This window comes from Sphingobium sp. 22B, assembly GCF_001580035.1.
GTDB classification, from domain to species: Bacteria; Pseudomonadota; Alphaproteobacteria; order Sphingomonadales; family Sphingomonadaceae; genus Sphingobium; species Sphingobium fuliginis.
Genome location: NZ_LTAB01000008.1, coordinates 48,196 through 64,741, shown reverse-complemented (window position 1 = coordinate 64,741; position 16,546 = coordinate 48,196). Strand labels below are relative to the sequence as shown.

The window sequence follows — 16,546 nt, the reverse complement described above, 5'->3', positions numbered from 1 at the left end:
CAGCTTGCTGCCTAGTCGTAGCTGGGTGAGGGGGTTGCGATCCAACGGATCGCGCGGGCCNATCCCTCTCCCTCGAGGGAGAGGGCTGCGCAGACTTGGCAGCTTGCTGCCTAGTCGTAGCTGGGTGAGGGGGTTGCGATCCAACGGATCGCGCGGGCCTCAGGCCCGCCCCTTCCTCATCCAACCCCGCCCACACTCCTTCGCCGCCAGGGCTTCCCATCCCCCTCCCTCAAGGGAGAAGGAATGTCCGCCACTGCCCATCAATCCCCATGCCACATCAAGCAGCACCGCACATCACCGCCACAGCCCAAGCAGCAGCGCCACCATCCCCCGTTCATCCGCCGCTGTCGCCACCCGCGGCGCGCCATAGCCCCGGCACTCCAGGCAATCGGCCCGCACGCCCGCGCCGCTCACCAGCGCGCGCACATCGGCGACGGCCTGCAAAGCCCAGTTCCGCTGAACGATCGCCTGCCGCCCCAGCAGGTCGCGCCCGACCATGGCTGACGGGGCCCCGGCATCGTCCTCATCCTCCCGATCCATGATCGATTGGACGAATTCGGCGAACTTGTCCGGTTCCTTGGCAATGCGATAGGGCCTGGCCTTGGCCGGATCGATCTTCGCCAGCCTCGCCGCCTCGGCAATCGCCTCTTCCAGCCCACCGAAGCGATCCACCAGGCCGATCTGCCGCGCCGTGCCGCCGTCCCAGACGCGGCCCTGCGCAATGGCATCGATCTGCTGGGGGGTCTTGCGGCGCGATTGCGCGACCAGCCCGACGAAGCGGCCGTAAATATCCTCGACCCCCATCTGCATGATCCGGTCGAACTCCGGCGTGGTGCCCCCGGCAATGTCCGGCTGGCCCGACAGCGGCGTCGTCTTCACGCCGTCGGTGGTGACGCCCATCTTCGCCAGAGTGCCCTCGAAGCTGGGTATGATGCCGAACACGCCGATCGATCCGGTGATCGTATCCGGCTCCGCGAAGATCACATCGGCCGGCGTCGATACCCAATAGCCGCCGCTGGCCGCCACATTGCCCATGGACACCACCACCGGCAGACCTTCGGACTTCGCTTCCATGATGGCGCTGCGGATCTTCTCCGACGCCATCACCGATCCGCCCGGCGAATCGACCCGGACCACCAGCGCCTTCAGGTCCTTGTCCGCCAACGCCTTGCGCAGCAGCGCCGAAATCGTGTCGCCCGCCGCCGTGCCCGGCCCGGCCTCGCCATCGACGATGTCGCCCGCAATGGTCAGCACGCCGATCTCGCCGTCATTGGCGGGCTTGTGCGCCCTCATATAGTTTTTAAGATCGATGGCGGCGAAATTCCCGGCCCTGTCGTCCGGCGCATCGCCCGCAACCTCTGCCACCCGCGCGCCGAAGGCCGCTTCGTCGCCCACCCGGTCGACCAGCCCAGCGCCCAAGGCCGCCTTCGCCAGATTGCCGCCAGCCGCCTCCGCCAGAGCCGCCGGATTGCCGACATAGGCCGCCAGCCGCGCCCTGGGCCGCGCCTTGGCCACTTCCTGCCGCCAATCCTCCCACAGCGCATCGGCGAGCGCCTGATTGGCCTGCTTCGCTTCCGGCGACTGGCCGGTCCGCGTGAAGGGCTCGACGAAGCTCTTGTAGGTGCCGACGCGATAGACATGGGTGTTGACCCCCAGCTTGTCGATCAGCCCCTTGTAATACAGCCCCGATCCGCCGCGCCCGGTGATCGCCACGCCGCCCAGCGGGTCCACCCAGCTTTCGCTCGCATGCGCGGCCAGTTGATAGCTGTCGTCGCTGTAGATGGCCGCATAGGCGAAGACCGGCTTCTTCGCCGCGCGCACCGCGTCCAGCGCCTTGCCCACCCGCGCCAGCGCCACCTGACCGCCGCCCATGAAACCGTCCAGGTTCAGCACGACGGCCTTCACCTTCCTGTCGTCCCTGGCGGCATCCAGTGCGGCAACGATGTCGGCCAGCCCATATTCCTTCGCCCGGTCGCTCCCGCCCGACAGCAGCGCCATCGGATCGATTTCCGACGGCTGTTCAACGATGGTCCCGTCCAGTTTCAGCAGCAGCGCGCCGCTGCCGACGCTCTGCGCGGGCTTGGGCGACCAGGACAGGGCGGCATAGAGCGCCCCGAAGAACATCAGCAGGAACAACAGCACCAGCCCGTCCTTGATGGCCACCAATATGCGCCACACGCCCTTCACAAATGCCAAGTTGCCGGTTCCTTCCTTCAGCTTCTGCGTGGGCTATCCCATCGACGGACCGACTGCAATGTGGGGGCAGGCCGGGGCCGCGCAAGCTTGCGTCGGATATTTCCCGCGCTATGGGAGGGCGCAATTCTTGGTTTCTCGTGCAGGAGACACGCTTCATGCCCACGCTCGTCCTCATCCGCCACGGCCAGTCGGCCTGGAACCTCGAAAACCGCTTCACCGGCTGGTGGGACGTCGATGTGACCGAAAAGGGCGCGGAGGAAGCCCGCGCCGCCGGCCGCCTGCTCAGGGAAAAGGGGCTGGACTTCGACCAGTGCTACACCTCCGTCCAGACCCGCGCGATCAAGACGCTGAACCTGGTGCTGGAGGAAATGGGCCGCCTGTGGCTGCCGGTCGAAAAGGACTGGCGCCTGAACGAACGCCATTATGGCGGCCTTACCGGCCTCAACAAGGCGGAGACGGCGGCCAGGCATGGCGACGCGCAGGTGAAGATCTGGCGCCGCAGCTTCGATACGCCGCCGCCGCCGCTGGAGGCGGGCAGCGAGTTCGACCTGTCGAAGGACCGCCGCTATGCCGGCATTCCGATCCCCTCGACGGAATCGCTGAAGGACACGATCGCCCGCGTGCTGCCTTATTGGGAAGAGCGGATCGCCCCCGACCTCAAGGCCGGCAAGCGCGTCGTCATCTCCGCCCACGGCAATTCCCTCCGCGCGCTGGTGAAGCATCTCTCGAACATTCCCGACGACGAGATCACCGAACTGGAAATCCCGACCGGTCAGCCCATCGTCTATGAACTCGCCGACGACCTGACCGCCAGGGACCGCTACTACCTGTCGGAACGCTAGAAAGGCCCCTCCCGCAGGGGAAGAAAGAAGCATTGCCCCTCCGCGAACCTCCCGCTAAGGGGCTTTGCTTTCCGCATGATCAGGGAAAGTGCGAAGCGAAATGACCGGGGCACTCGAAGCCGTGCAAGTCGGCATCATCATGGGCAGCCGATCCGACTGGGAAACGATGCGCCACGCGGCGGACACGCTGGAGGCCCTCGGCGTCGCCCATGAATGCAAGGTCGTCTCCGCCCACCGCACCCCTCAGCGCCTCTACGACTATGCCACCGGCGCGGTCGGGCGGGGCCTGAAAGTCATCATCGCCGGAGCCGGTGGCGCCGCGCACCTTCCCGGCATGGCCGCCTCCATGACGCGCCTGCCAGTGCTGGGCGTGCCCGTGGAATCCAAGGCGCTGAAGGGCATGGACAGCCTGCTTTCCATCGTCCAGATGCCCGGCGGCGTTCCGGTCGGCACGCTCGCCATCGGCAAGCCCGGCGCGATCAACGCCGCGCTCTTCGCCGCCTCGATCCTCGCCACCACCGACGAAGCGCTGGCGCAGCGCCTCGACGCCTGGCGCGAAAAGCAGACCAACGACGTAGCGGACACCCCCGAATAAGATGACCATCATCCCGCCCGGCTCCACCATCGGCATATTAGGCGGCGGCCAGTTGGGCCGGATGATCGCCATCGCCGCCGCGCAGCTTGGCTATCGCACGCACATCTACGCTCCGGAATCGAGCGGTCCCGCCGCCGACGTGTCTCCCCGCTGGACGCAGGGCGCCTATGAGGATGCCGACGCGCTCGCGGCCTTCGCCGACAGTGTCGACGTCGTCACCTATGAGTTCGAGAATATCGATCCCTCGGCGGTCGAAGTCCTCGCCACCCACGGTCTCGTCCGCCCCGGCGCGGAGGCGCTCCGCGTAGCTCAGGACCGCCTCGCGGAAAAGCGCTTCGTCTGCGACCTTGGCGGCCTCACCGCGCCCTTCGCCCCGGTCGAAAGCCTGGACGATCTCGAAGAGGCGCTGGACCAGATCGGCAGCAGGGCGATCCTCAAGACCAACCGCATGGGCTATGACGGAAAGGGGCAGGCGCGCCTCTCCGATCCCGGCGATGCGGTCGGCGCGTGGAACGCCATTGGCCGCCAGAGCGCCATCCTCGAAGGCTTCGTTACCTTTGCGGAGGAATTCTCCGTCATCCTCGTGCGCGGCGCCCATGGCGACATCCGCTTCTGGGACAGCGCCGCCAATGTCCACAGGGACGGCATTCTCGACAGTTCGACGGTTCCCGCCGGCGCGCGGATCGAAGGCCAGCTTGCCGAAGCCCGCGCCCTGGCGTCGAAAGTCGCAGACGCGCTCGACTATGTCGGCGTCCTGACGCTGGAATATTTCGCCAGCGCCGATGGCCCGGTCTTCAACGAAATGGCCCCGCGCGTCCACAATAGCGGCCACTGGACCATCGAAGGAGCGGTGACGAGCCAGTTCGAAAATCATGTCCGCGCGATCTGCGGCCTGCCGCTGGGCGACACCGGCCTCGCCGCGACGAAGGTGGAGATGCGCAACCTGATCGGCGTCGAGGCCAATGACTGGCTGCAGATCCTGTCCGATCCTGCCAATCATCTGCACCTCTACGGCAAGCATGAAGCCCGCCCCGGGCGCAAGATGGGCCATGTCACTCGTTTGGTATTGTGAGAAAAGTTATCCCCAACTCCTCCACAGCAAATTGACTCGGTTACGACGAATGTAAGGCGAGTGGGCTATCCGAGTAAGCCCAACTTTCATACGCTCATTCAAGATTCGGGAATAGGGGCACAATGAAGCGTTTAACTTCTATCGTCGCGGTTAACAGCGAAGGTGCCATTGGTTGCAACAATGAATTGCCATGGCGCCTGAAAACTGACCTTCGCTTTTTTAGGGATCAAACTCTAGATCAGGTCGTGATCATGGGGCGGAAAACGCTGGATTCTATGAGAAAGCCGCTTCCCAAGCGACACAATATCGTTTTATCTCATAACGCAGTCCTTTTCCCAAAGACCGACAATAGTGAAGTGGCAACTAGCGTTGCTGAGGCGCTTGTCGATGCGGATAAATGGAAAGGCAGAGAGGTTTTTGTTGTAGGAGGTGCTGCCACTTACAAGCAATTTGCGCCGTTTGTGGACCGGTATCTGATTACTATGGTCGATAAATATGTTCCAAATGCAGATGCCTTTTTCGATCAAAAAATATTTGACGATGAATCTAATTGGGAACTGAATTTGCTGGATGAGGTGCCGCTTTCATCTGAGGAAGATGAAGCCCCGTTTAAAATTTTTGAGATGTTGCATAAGCGTCCTCTCGAAGTGCAAGCACGGCGGGCGGAGGTGATTAAGGTATATAAATCAAAGTTTTTAAACAAAGCGAAAAAAGGCGTGGATCGATTGGCAGAGTTGCTGCCAACGCAAAGCCTCCGGGTTCAATATCGCTAATTTTTTTACGATATTGGCCGCGCATTGCCAGCGGCCGGACGCATCCCTATAGCGCCCCTCATGGAGCGGCTGCACAGCGGCGCCCCGATGCCCGCGCATCTGCGCGGCAGCATCATGGCGCTGGGGAATTTCGACGGATTTCATGCCGGGCATCAGGCCGTGGCCCGCCGCGCCATAGAGCTTGCCCGCGCGCAGGGCAGGCCCGCTGTCATCGCCACATTCGACCCGCATCCGATGCGGCTCTTTCGCCCGGAAACCCCCTGGTTCCGCCTGACCACCCTCGACCAGCGGGAACGCCTCTTCGCCCGCGCGGGCGCCGACGCGATGCTGGTGTTCGATTTCACCCGCGAACTGGCCGCGCTGGACCCGCTCTCCTTCGTTCGCCTGCTGGTCGACTGGGGCGTAGCCGGAGTCGTGACGGGGGAGGATTTCACCTTCGGCAAGGACCGCGCGGGCTCCACCCGGAGCCTTGCGCAACTGGGCGCACCGCTCGGCCTTGCCGCCGAAGCCGTACCCCCGGTCACCGGCGCGGATGGGGAGATCATCTCCTCCACCCGCATCCGCAAGGCGCTCCAGTCCGGCGACTGCGCAACCGCCACCCGCCTGCTGACCCGCCCCTTCGCCATTGAAGGCGTGGTCCAGCATGGCGACAAGCTCGGCCGCACCATCGGCTTTCCAACGGCCAATATCGATCTTGGCCATTATCTGCGCCCGGCCTATGGGATCTACGCCGTGCGCGGGCTGCTGGCCGACGGGCGCGTGCTGGACGGCGCGGCCAATCTTGGCATCCGTCCCAGCTTCGATCCGCCCAAGGAATTGCTGGAGCCACATTTCCTCGACTTCGCCGAAAATCTCTACGACCAGCGGATCGAGGTTCAACTGATCCACTATCTTCGTCCTGAAGCGAAATATGACGGCCTCGACGCGTTGATGGCCGCCATCGCGAAGGATTGCGACGATGCGCGGCAAATCCTTGCGGGAACGCCGCACCTCGCCTAATGCACCGGGCATATTTCTCACCCGTTCGGGCTGAGCCTGTCGAAGCCCTTTTCTTTCCTTGAGGAAGAGCGCGATCGTTCGGCAGGCCGGAACGAACGGATTATTTCACCGCCGGACCCAAAATGACCGATCAGCCTCGCCAAGAAACCCAGGATTACAAGAGCACCGTCTTCCTGCCCGTCACCGACTTTCCGATGAAGGCGGGCCTCGCGCAGAAGGAACCGGCGATCCTGGCCCGCTGGGAGGAAATGGACCTCTACGGCAAGCTGCGGGAGCGGCGTAAGGGCCGCAGGCGCTTCATCCTCCACGACGGCCCGCCCTATGCCAATGGCGACATTCATATGGGCCATGCGATGAACAAGGTGCTGAAGGACATCATCGTCCGCAGCCAGTCGCTGCTGGGCTATGACGCGCCCTATATCCCCGGCTGGGACTGCCACGGCCTTCCCATCGAATGGAAGATCGAGGAGGAATATCGCAAGAAGAAGCAGAACAAGGACGAGGTTCCGGCCCAGGAATTCCGCGCCGAATGCCGCGCCTATGCCGACAGGTGGGTGGGCGTGCAGAAGGAACAGTTCAAGCGCCTTGGCGTCATGGGCGACTGGGACGATCCCTATCTCACCATGAAGTTCGACGCCGAAGCCACCATCGTGGGCGAACTGCTGAAATTCGCGGAAAGCGGCCAGCTCTATCGCGGCGCGAAGCCCGTCATGTGGTCCCCGGTCGAAAAGACCGCGCTGGCCGAGGCGGAGGTCGAATATGAGGACATCGTGTCGACCCAGGTCGACGTGGCGTTCGAGATCGTCGAAGCCCCGAACGCGCCCGAACTGGTCGGCGCCCATGCGGTGATCTGGACGACCACGCCCTGGACGATCCCGGTCAATCAGGCTTTGGCCTATGGCCCCGAAGTCGATTATGTCCTCGTGGAAAGCAATGGCCGCAAATTATTGCTGGCCGAAGCCCTCGTCCCCTCCGTCCTCCTGCGTCATTCCCGCGAAGGCGGGAACCCATCTCCCGACGCCGCCTCCACCGCGACGCCTGAGGCAGAAATCCTCTGGCGCGGCAAAGGCGCCGACCTCGCCGGAGCCGTCGCCCGCCACCCGATGCACGCCCTTGGCGGCTTTTTCGCCAAACCCCGCCCGTTCCTCGCGGGCGATTTCGTCACCACCGACGCGGGCACCGGCCTCGTCCACATGGCCCCCGATCATGGCGAGGACGACTTCGCGCTCTGCAAGGCGAACGGCATCAACCCGGTCTTCGCCGTCGAGAATGACGGCAAATATCGCGAAGACTGGCTCTGGCTGGGCGGCCAGGGCAGCGTCATCAACCCGAAATTCGTCGGCAGGGAAGGGCCCATCTGCACCGACCTGCGCGAAGCAGGCGGGCTTCTGGCTGCGTCCGATGACTTCAAACACAGCTATCCCCATAGCTGGCGCTCCAAGGCGAAGATCATCTTCCGCTGCACCCCGCAATGGTTCATCCCCATGGACCAGAATCCCTCTCCCCTTGCGGGAGAGGGAAGGGGCCCGCTCGCGCAAGCGAGTGGGAAGGGTGAGGGCGACAACGCCGCCACCCTGCGCGAACTCGCCCTCAACTCCATCGAACACACCCGCTGGGTGCCGGAACGCTCGATCAACCGGATCCGCTCGATGGTGGAGGGACGCCCGGATTGGGTGATCAGCCGCCAGCGCGCATGGGGCGTCCCGATCGCCCTCTACGTCCATCGCAAGACCGGCGACTATCTGGTTGATAAATCAGTCAATGCCCGCATCCTCGAAGCGTTCAGGGGCGCGGGCGCCGATGCGTGGTTCGGCGCCGACCACCAGGCGCTGCTTGGCCCCGATTACGACCTCAACGACTATGAGGTGGTGAACGACATTCTCGACGTCTGGTTCGACAGCGGCTCGACCCACAGCTTCGTGGTGGAGGGCCGATACGGCGAAGGCGTCCGCGCCGACCTCTATCTGGAAGGCTCCGACCAGCATCGCGGCTGGTTCCAGTCCTCGCTGCTGGAAAGCAGCGGCACGCGCGGCCGCGCGCCCTATGACGCCGTCCTCACCCACGGCTTCGCGCTGGACGGGCAGGGCCGCAAAATGTCGAAGAGCCTCGGCAATGTCGTCGATCCGCTGAAGGTCATTGCCGAAAGCGGCTCCGACATCCTGCGCGTCTGGGTCGCCAGCACCGACTATTTCGACGACGTCCGCATCGGCAAGGAAGTGCTGGCCGGTTCGTCCGACGCCTATCGCAAACTCCGTAATACTTTCCGTTACTTGCTGGGCGCGCTTTCCGACTTTTCCGAAGAGGAAAGGCTGCCCGTCGCTGAAATGCCGGAACTGGAGCGCTACATGCTCCATCTGCTGGCAAGGCTGGACGCCGATCTCCGCAGCGTGGTCGACAAGGCGGCCGGCAGCGAGAACTGGCTGGAATTCAGCCGCTACACCCGCGCACTGATGGATTTCGCGAACAGCGACCTTTCGGCCTTCTTCTTCGACATCCGCAAGGACTGCCTCTATTGCGATGCGAAGTCGGACCCGAAGCGCCGCGCCTACCGCACCGTGCTCGACACGCTGTTCCACGCGCTGGTCCGCTACGCCGCGCCGATCATCCCCTTCACCGCTGAGGAAGTGTGGCAAAGCCGCTATCCAAATGCCGAAGAAAGCGTGCATTTCCTGGAATGGCCGACCGTCGATGCGGCATGGCTCGACCAGAGCCTGGATGACAAATGGGCGGAGATCCGCAACCAGCGCGATCAGGTCAACGAAGCCATCGAACCGCTCCGCCGCGAAAAGGTCATCCGCTCCAGTCTGGAAGCCGATGTCACCATGGGTGAACTGGTCCCCAGTGACGGTGTGAACTTCGCTGAAATCGCCATCGTCGCCCGCATCGAAATGGGCAAGGGCGACGGCATCGTCGTCAAGCCCAGCGACTGGCACAAATGCGGCCGCTGTTGGCGCCTGCTGCCGGAGGTCGAGGAAGACGGCGCGCTCTGCAACCGCTGCGAAGAGGTTTTGTCGGCGTGAGCATGAAGCGCTTGCCAGTGCACGGGGGGACCAAGTTATGCAGGTTGAGCACTAATTGATGCCAAATTCCGTCCACCATCGCCCTCTGGGCCTGATCGTCGCGACCGTCACGCTCGGGCTTGACCAGCTCGTCAAATATACCGTCACCTATCCGCTGGCGCTGAAAAGCCGGATGGACGACGGCATTGAAATCCTGCCGATCTTCCGCCTGCGCTGGCTGGAAAATCGCGGCGTTTCCATGGGCTTCTTCCACGCTGACACGAACATGATGCGCTGGATACTGGTCGGCATGACCATGCTGATCGCGGGTTTCGTGGCCGTGTGGATGTGGCGCGAAAAGGCGCGTCAGGACGTCGCGGCGCTCGGCCTCGTCCTGGGTGGCGCCATCGGCAACATCATCGACCGCATGCGCCTGGGCTATGTGGTCGACTATGCCGACCTGCATTTCGGGGAGTGGCGGCCTTTCCTGATTTTCAACCTGGCCGATGCAGCCATCACTTTCGGCGTGCTGATCCTGCTTGCGCGCGCGCTTCTGCTGCGCGAGAAGGGCGCAAAGACGGAGTCAATGAACTGATGCGTAAACTGATCCTCGCCGCTGGCCTGATTTCCATGCTGTCCGCTTGCGGCGGTGGCGGCGGCCTTTTCAACCGGTCGCGTCCCGACGAATTTGCCGTTTCGCGCCAGGCTCCGCTCGTGATCCCGCCTGATTTCGCGCTGGTTCCGCCCGCGCCCGGCACGCCTGCCGCCGCGTCGGTCGATTCGAGCAAGGCTGCAATGGACGCCATGTTCGGCGGCCCCGCTGCCCGCAGCCCGGGCGAAAGCGCCACTCTGAACGCGGCCGGCCGCGCCAATGCCGCCGCGGGCATTCGTTCCTCCGCCGGCGATCCGGCGACCGAAGTGGTCGAAAAGGGCGCAACCACCCGCGACATCATCGCCGCCCCCGGAGGCGACGGTCAGGACGCCCGCGCGGCCACTCCGCAATAATCGGAAAAACCGGAATTCAGGGCTGGCTCTCGACGAAATCTTTGAGCCGGCCCAAAGTCCCATCCCATTGACTGCCGACCTTGGCGAGCCAGTCCCTGGCCTCTGCGACACCCTCGGGCCGCAGGCTGAACAGCGCCTCGCGCCCGGCCCTGGTTCGCGTGACGAGTCCGGCGCCAAGCAGCACATCCAGATGCTTGGCCACCGCCTGGCGGCTGATCGGCAATCCATGGCCCAACTGACCGATCGAACGCTCTCCGCCATCGGCAAGCCGCCCGATCATGCCCAGCCGCGTCGCATCTCCCAAGGCCGCGAAAAGTCGGGCTGGGGCAGCGTCAATGCTCGGCATAGTCGCGAATATTCTTCACCTGCTCCGCCCAGCCGCCTTCATTGTCCCGCATGACATTGCTTCGCCGGGGTTCGGGAACCTTGTCGAAGCCGCTTTCCGTGACCGTCAGCCGGGTGCCCAGGGCAGTCGGCTCCAGCACGAATTCGACCAGCGTCCATTCGGGCACGGCCACGCCGCTTTCCATCAATTCCTTGTCGCCGCCGGTCGCCGGCCATTCATAGGCGAAGCGTGTCATCGGCTCGATCGCCACGACCCGCGCTTCCCAGCGATAATCCTCATATCCCGGATAGGTCATATATCCGGTCGAAGCCGCCCCCACGGCAAAGGGCTGATCGAGAGCGACCCGGAACCAGCTTCCGAACTTCTCATGATCGATCAGCGCGTCCCACACCCTTTCGACAGGGGCGGCGATCTCGATGGTCTTGGTGATGGAATCAGGCATATAGGCAACCTCCGGATTGCCCATATGCACTCATAACCTCCATCATGCAACCTTTTGGTTGCTTATCATGCCCGGACTTCGGTTCCGATCCCGGCGCTGTTATGACGCAGGGCCGTCAGCACCGTGTCGACTATGGCGCTCGCGTCCAGACGGGCGTCGGCATATTGCTTTTCCGGCTTGTCCTGATCCTGGAAGATGTCGGGCAGGCGCATGGTGCGCAGCTTGAGACCGTTGTCGATCAACCCCTGATCGCTAGCCAATGTAAGCACATGCGCCCCCAGCCCGCCGACCGAGCCTTCCTCTATGGTGACGGCAACCTCATGCGTGGTCAGCAACCTGCGGATCAGCGCTTCGTCCAGCGGCTTGGCGAAGCGCAGGTCGGCCACGGTCGTGGACAGTCCCTTGGCCTCCAGCGTTTCCGCCGCCTTCAGCGCCTCCTCCAGCCGGGTTCCGAGAGACAGGATCGCGACCTGCCGTCCTTCCCGCACGATCCTGCCCTTGCCGATTTCCAGCCTTTCCGGCGTGGCGGGCAGGGCGACGCCCGTGCCGTTGCCGCGCGGGTAGCGCACCGCAATCGGCCCATCGTCGTGCAGGGCGCAGGTGTGGACCATATGGACCAGTTCCGCCTCGTCCGCTGCCGCCATGACGACGAAATTGGGCAGGCTGGCAAGATAGGTCACATCGAAACTGCCCGCATGGGTCGATCCGTCGGCACCGACGAGCCCGGCCCGGTCTATGGCGAAGCGCACCGGCAGATTCTGGATCGCCACGTCATGGACGACCTGATCATAGGCGCGTTGCAGGAAGGTCGAATAGATGGCGCAGAAGGGGCGCATGCCCTGCGCGGCAAGCCCGGCGGCAAAGGTCACGGCATGCTGTTCTGCAATGCCGACGTCGAACGTCCGGTCGGGAAAGGCGGCGCCGAACTTGTCCAGCCCCGTTCCCGACGGCATGGCGGCGGTGATCGCGCATACCGCCGGATCGCGTTCCGCCTCCGCGATCAGCGCCTGGGCGAAGACGCCGGTATAGCTCGGCGGACCGGGAGGCGCCTTGGCCTGCGCGCCGGTGATGACGTCGAACTTCTGCACGCCATGATATTTGTCCGCCGCCGCCTCCGCCGGGGCATAGCCCTTGCCCTTCTGCGTCACGACATGGACGAGGCATGGCCCCTCCGCCGCATCGCGGACATTCTCCAGCACCGGGATCAACTGGTCGAGATTATGCCCATCGATGGGGCCGACATAATAGAAGCCCAGTTCCTCGAACAGCGTGCCGCCCATCGCCATGCCGCGCGCGAACTCGTCGGTCTTGCGCGCCGCATTGTGAAGGGGGCGGGGCAGCCGCCGCGCCAGCCGCTTGGCAAGGTCGCGCAGGCCAAGGAACTCCCGGCTCGACACCAGCCGCGCAAGATAGGCCGACAGCCCGCCGACCGGCGGCGCGATCGACATGTCGTTGTCGTTCAGGATCACGATCAGCCGGTTTCCGGCCTCCCGCGCATTGTTCATCGCCTCATAGGCCATGCCCGCCGACATGGAGCCGTCGCCAATGACGGCGATCGCCTTGCCGGGCTGACCCTTCATCCTGTTCGCCACGGCAAAGCCGAGAGCCGCGCTGATCGAGGTCGAGCTATGCGCCGCGCCAAAGGGATCGAACTCGCTCTCCGCCCGCTTGGTGAAGCCGCTGAGGCCGCCGCCCTGACGCAGCGTGCGGATGCGGTCGCGCCGTCCGGTCAGGATCTTGTGCGGATAGCATTGATGGCCGACGTCCCAGACCAGCCTGTCGTTCGGCGTATCGAACACATAATGGATGGCGGTCGTCAGTTCCACCACGCCCAGGCCGGAACCCAGATGACCGCCGGTCACGCCGACGGCGGAAATCACCTCCTGCCGCAGCTCGTCGGCCAGTTGCCGAAGCTGGCCCGGTTGCAGCCTGCGCAGGTCCGCCGGCCAGACGACCTGGTCGAGCAGCGGGGTGGAAGGACGATCGTTCATGAAAGACATAGACTCCCGAACGCAGGAAGTTCCCTGCTTGCCGCATTTTCCGAGTCAGCAGATCGCATCCGCTTCGAAAATGCTCTGGGCCGTTCCGGGCGAAAGCGCAACGCCATCACGCGGCGCATTTGGCGCAGATGCCCAATATCTCGATGACGGGGCGATCCGGCTGAAAACCCTCGCCGCGGGCCACTGCGCGGACCTTGTCGGTCACCTTGTCGTCGTCGACATGCGTCGCCTGCCTGCAGCGGGTGCATACCAGGAAGATGCAGTCGTGATGGCAGCCCGGATGCACATTGGCGATATAGGCATTGGCGCTTTCCACCCGCATCGCGATGTTGTTGTTCACGAACAGGTCGAGGATGCGATAGACGCTGTTGGGCGCCACCCGCTTGCCCCGCGCCTTGGACACGCTGTCGGCTATGTCATAGGCGGATGCGGGGGTTTCCTCCGCCGCCAGCGCATCGAAAATGGCCGCGCGCATCGGCGTCCATTGTTCCTGGCTCGCCTCCAGCGTGGCGCGGGCGGCATCCGCGAGACTGTCGCTCGACGGTTCGTGATGGTCGTGATGATGATGGTCGGCCATGGGTGCAATCTAAGCCTGGGTTAATGCGGGGGCAAGTGGCGGGCGCGGTCCGTCAGCCGCGCCAGTAGATCCACGCCGCCCATATCCAGCCGGCGATCATCAGCGTCCCTCCGACGGGCGTGACTGCGCCCAGCCATTTGGGAGCGCCCAGGGCCATGGCGTAGAGGGTGAAGGCGAAGATCGCCGCTCCGCCAAGATGCAGCGCCGCCGGACCCCGCGCCACCCCCATGATGGCGAGCGCGCCTACCGCATGGACGAGCTGATAGAGCCCGCCGGTGCGCAGCCACTCCGCCGCCTGCGGGCTGGCCGCGCCATGCGCGCCGAAGGCGCCCGCCGCTATCGCCACGGCCGCCGATAATGCAGCCAGAACCGCGATCATGCCTCTTCCTCCCCATCGCCGCGCGCCAGCAGGCGCATTTGCCTGCCGGGCCGATACATCAGCTCCTTCGCCGCCATCAGATTGCCGTGCTCCATCTGGAGCGCCATGCGCTGTTCGTCATTGCGGCGATATTGACGCTCCACTTCCTCGACCTCTTCCGGCGGAACGCCAAGTGCCTGCATCGCCAGAACGCCCATGCAGATGGCGGATTCGAACACTTCGCGCACGACGCCGGCCAGATCCATGTCCTTGAGCGCCAGCAACTGCCGCCGGTCGAAGGCGCGTACCACCAGCGCCGCCTGCGGAAAAGCCTCGGCTATCGGTTCCAGCACCCGCCCGTCGAGCGAAGGATCGTCGATGCAGAAGGCGATCAGCCGCGCCTCTTCCGCGCCAGAACGGCGCAGCAGGTCGATGCGCGTGCCGTCGCCATAATAGACCTTCATGTCGAAGCGGCTGGACACTTCGATCTGCGACGGCTTCTTGTCGATCAGCACGACGCCGAAGCCATGGCCCATCAGCATCTGCGCGACGGTCTGCCCGAAACGGCCATAGCCGACGATGATCGCCGTGCCGCGCGGCGCCTCCTCGGGTGTGGGCAGGTCCGGCCTCGCCTTGGGCCTGGCGAATTCCAGCTTGCGCGCGAACAGCATCAGGAAGGGCGTCGTCGCCATGGAGAAGGTGACGATGGCGCTGAACAGGCTGGCGGCCTGGGGAGCGATCAGCAGGGCGCTCTGCGCCTGAGCGAACAGCACGAAGCCGAATTCGCCCCCCTGGCTCAGCAGCAGGCCGGAGCCGATGGCCTGGTTCCATTCCATGCCGAACAATCGGGCAAGGCCGGTGATCAGCGCCGCCTTGGTCAGCACCAATATCGCCGCCATGCCGATGACGAACAGCGGATTGGCGGCCACCGCGTGCAGGTCCAGCACCATGCCGACCGCCAGGAAGAACAGGCCGAGCAGGATCGAGCGAAAGGGTTCGACATCCGCCTCTATCTCATGGCGATAGGGCGAATCGGCCAGCATCACGCCCGCCACGAAGGCGCCGAGGGCGGTCGAAAGGTGCAGCGCGTGCATCAGCGCGGCCGCCGCCAGCACGGTGAACAGGCCGACGACGACGAACAGCTCCCGCTCCCCCAGCCGCCCGACCAGATGGAGCAGGGGGCGCAGGATGAAGCGGCCCGTCAGGACCAGCCCGGCGATGGCGGCCACCGTATAGCCCGCCATCAGCCATCCCGGCGGACCGGCCGCATCGGCCGGGTTGCGGGACAGCGCGGCGACGATGGTGATCAGCGGGACGATGGAAAGATCCTGGAACAGCAGGATCGAGAACACCTTTTCACCAAAGGGCGAATTGATCCGGCCGCTGCTCTTGAGGCCGGGCAGCACCTGCGCCGTCGAGGAAAGCGCCAGCGGCAGCCCCAGCGCAATGGCCGCCCCCCAGGTGAAGCCGGTCGTGTAGAAGATGATCGTCGTCAGCGCGCATCCGCACAGCACCACCTGCGCCATGCCGAGCGCGAAGATGTCGCGCTTCAGCCGCCAGAGCCGGGCCGGATGCAGTTCGAGGCCCACCAGGAACAGCAGCAGCACGATGCCGATCTCGGCTATGGCGAGCTTCGATTCCGCTCCGCCGACAAGCCTCAGGCCCTGCGGACCCACAAGAGCGCCCGCAACCAGATAGCCCAGCACGGCGCCCAGCCCAAGGCGACGGAACAGCATGACGAACAGCACTGCCGCGCCCAGCAGGATCACGCCCTCCGACAATAATATATCGGTGGCGGAAACAGGTACCGCAGCAGTTGACCCAGTCTGCCCCTGCATCAGGCGTCGGCCATGCGCGCGGCTTCGGCAATGGCTTCGAAGCCCAGCCGGATGGAGGCGTGGCGGGCCGGATAATCGCGGGCGGGCGCGAGTACGGCCAGCCCCGGCCAGAAATCCAGCTCATCGCTTTCCCCCGCCAGATAGGCGGTCAGCCGGTCCCGCGCCTCCGCCAGTTCGCCGGCCGTGAGGCCGATCGCCTGCGCGGCCATCAGCGCCGCGGAGGCCTGCCCCAGCGCGCAGGCCTTCACGTCCAGCCCCATGTCGGCCAGCCGGCCATCTTCCATCCTGACGTCGGCGGTCACGCGCGACCCGCAAGTGGGCGAGCGCTTCTCGACGCTGGCCTGCGCGTCGGGCAGCCGCCTGTGATGGGGTATGTTCGCGGCCAGCCGCAAAATGTCCTTGTTGTAGAGGGGGGCGCTCATTCCGATCCATGTAGGGCAGGATGCGTTCAGGAGAAAGGGCGGAAGGGGTCGTGCATGGCGCCGGCGGGAAAATATTGCATGT

At 64.6% G+C, this 16,546-nt stretch carries 16 protein-coding genes; 8 read left to right on the top strand and 8 right to left on the bottom strand.

All coding sequences use genetic code 11. The features are described from left to right. Positions 1-294 precede the first annotated feature (294 nt). Entirely contained in the window at positions 295-2,196 is a 1,902-nt protein-coding gene (gene sppA / locus A0J57_RS09490; RefSeq protein WP_061935281.1) for a signal peptide peptidase SppA, read from the bottom strand. A 155-nt stretch (positions 2,197-2,351) separates the two neighbouring features. Between sppA and gpmA the strand changes: the two genes are divergently transcribed. The 8 genes from gpmA to A0J57_RS09450 all read left to right on the top strand — a co-directional run bounded on the left by gpmA (position 2,352) and on the right by A0J57_RS09450 (position 10,481). Further along, positions 2,352-3,038: a 2,3-diphosphoglycerate-dependent phosphoglycerate mutase gene (gene gpmA, locus A0J57_RS09485; protein WP_048578042.1), complete on the top strand. Its 687-nt coding sequence runs from the start codon at positions 2,352-2,354 to the stop codon at positions 3,036-3,038. Positions 3,039-3,138: 100 nt separating this feature from the next. Beyond that, positions 3,139-3,633, top strand: a complete 495-nt coding sequence (gene purE, locus A0J57_RS09480; RefSeq protein ID WP_044662505.1) for a 5-(carboxyamino)imidazole ribonucleotide mutase — start codon at positions 3,139-3,141, stop codon at positions 3,631-3,633. Position 3,634: 1 nt separating this feature from the next. Beyond that, entirely contained in the window at positions 3,635-4,705 is a 1,071-nt protein-coding gene (locus tag A0J57_RS09475) for a 5-(carboxyamino)imidazole ribonucleotide synthase (RefSeq protein WP_061935279.1), read from the top strand. A gap of 122 nt (positions 4,706-4,827) precedes the next feature. Next, on the top strand, positions 4,828-5,478 hold the full coding sequence (locus tag A0J57_RS09470) for a dihydrofolate reductase (RefSeq protein WP_062017073.1): 651 nt from the start codon (positions 4,828-4,830) through the stop codon (positions 5,476-5,478). Between the two features lie 60 nt (positions 5,479-5,538). Further along, positions 5,539-6,477 carry a bifunctional riboflavin kinase/FAD synthetase gene (locus A0J57_RS09465; RefSeq protein ID WP_044662502.1) on the top strand — a complete coding sequence of 313 codons (939 nt, stop codon included), beginning with the start codon at positions 5,539-5,541 and terminating at the stop codon, positions 6,475-6,477. Positions 6,478-6,599: 122 nt separating this feature from the next. After that, complete coding sequence (ileS, locus tag A0J57_RS09460) at positions 6,600-9,497, top strand: isoleucine--tRNA ligase (RefSeq protein WP_061935278.1); 2,898 nt, start codon at positions 6,600-6,602, stop codon at positions 9,495-9,497. Between the two features lie 58 nt (positions 9,498-9,555). Continuing rightward, a complete protein-coding gene (lspA, locus tag A0J57_RS09455; RefSeq protein ID WP_061935276.1) occupies positions 9,556-10,071 on the top strand; it encodes a signal peptidase II in 516 nt (171 codons plus the stop codon). Next, a complete protein-coding gene (locus A0J57_RS09450; protein ID WP_061935274.1) occupies positions 10,071-10,481 on the top strand; it encodes a DUF3035 domain-containing protein in 411 nt (136 codons plus the stop codon). Before lspA ends, A0J57_RS09450 begins: the two co-directional genes overlap by 1 nt. Before the next feature lie 16 nt (positions 10,482-10,497). On the opposite strand, the gene A0J57_RS09445 is transcribed toward A0J57_RS09450, so the two are convergent. The 7 genes from A0J57_RS09445 to A0J57_RS09415 form a co-directional block, all read right to left on the bottom strand. After that, on the bottom strand, positions 10,498-10,827 hold the full coding sequence (locus A0J57_RS09445) for a helix-turn-helix transcriptional regulator (protein ID WP_044662499.1): 330 nt from the start codon (positions 10,825-10,827) through the stop codon (positions 10,498-10,500). Continuing rightward, positions 10,814-11,269: an SRPBCC family protein gene (locus A0J57_RS09440; protein ID WP_061935498.1), complete on the bottom strand. Its 456-nt coding sequence runs from the start codon at positions 11,267-11,269 to the stop codon at positions 10,814-10,816. The genes A0J57_RS09445 and A0J57_RS09440 overlap by 14 nt, the downstream gene beginning before the upstream one ends. A 65-nt stretch (positions 11,270-11,334) precedes the next feature. Continuing rightward, positions 11,335-13,269, bottom strand: coding sequence for a 1-deoxy-D-xylulose-5-phosphate synthase (dxs, locus tag A0J57_RS09435; protein ID WP_173664341.1), 1,935 nt, complete (start codon positions 13,267-13,269; stop codon positions 11,335-11,337). Between the two features lie 106 nt (positions 13,270-13,375). Further along, entirely contained in the window at positions 13,376-13,846 is a 471-nt protein-coding gene (locus tag A0J57_RS09430) for a Fur family transcriptional regulator (protein ID WP_025550048.1), read from the bottom strand. Positions 13,847-13,898: 52 nt separating this feature from the next. Then, positions 13,899-14,225, bottom strand: coding sequence for a DUF423 domain-containing protein (locus tag A0J57_RS09425; protein ID WP_025550047.1), 327 nt, complete (start codon positions 14,223-14,225; stop codon positions 13,899-13,901). After that, positions 14,222-16,042 carry a monovalent cation:proton antiporter-2 (CPA2) family protein gene (locus A0J57_RS09420; RefSeq protein ID WP_061935272.1) on the bottom strand — a complete coding sequence of 607 codons (1,821 nt, stop codon included), beginning with the start codon at positions 16,040-16,042 and terminating at the stop codon, positions 14,222-14,224. Before A0J57_RS09420 ends, A0J57_RS09425 begins: the two co-directional genes overlap by 4 nt. Further along, positions 16,042-16,464 (bottom strand): iron-sulfur cluster assembly scaffold protein, encoded by a 423-nt coding sequence (locus A0J57_RS09415; protein ID WP_061935270.1) that lies wholly within the window; start codon positions 16,462-16,464, stop codon positions 16,042-16,044. The genes A0J57_RS09420 and A0J57_RS09415 overlap by 1 nt, the downstream gene beginning before the upstream one ends. Positions 16,465-16,546: the final 82 nt, after the last annotated feature.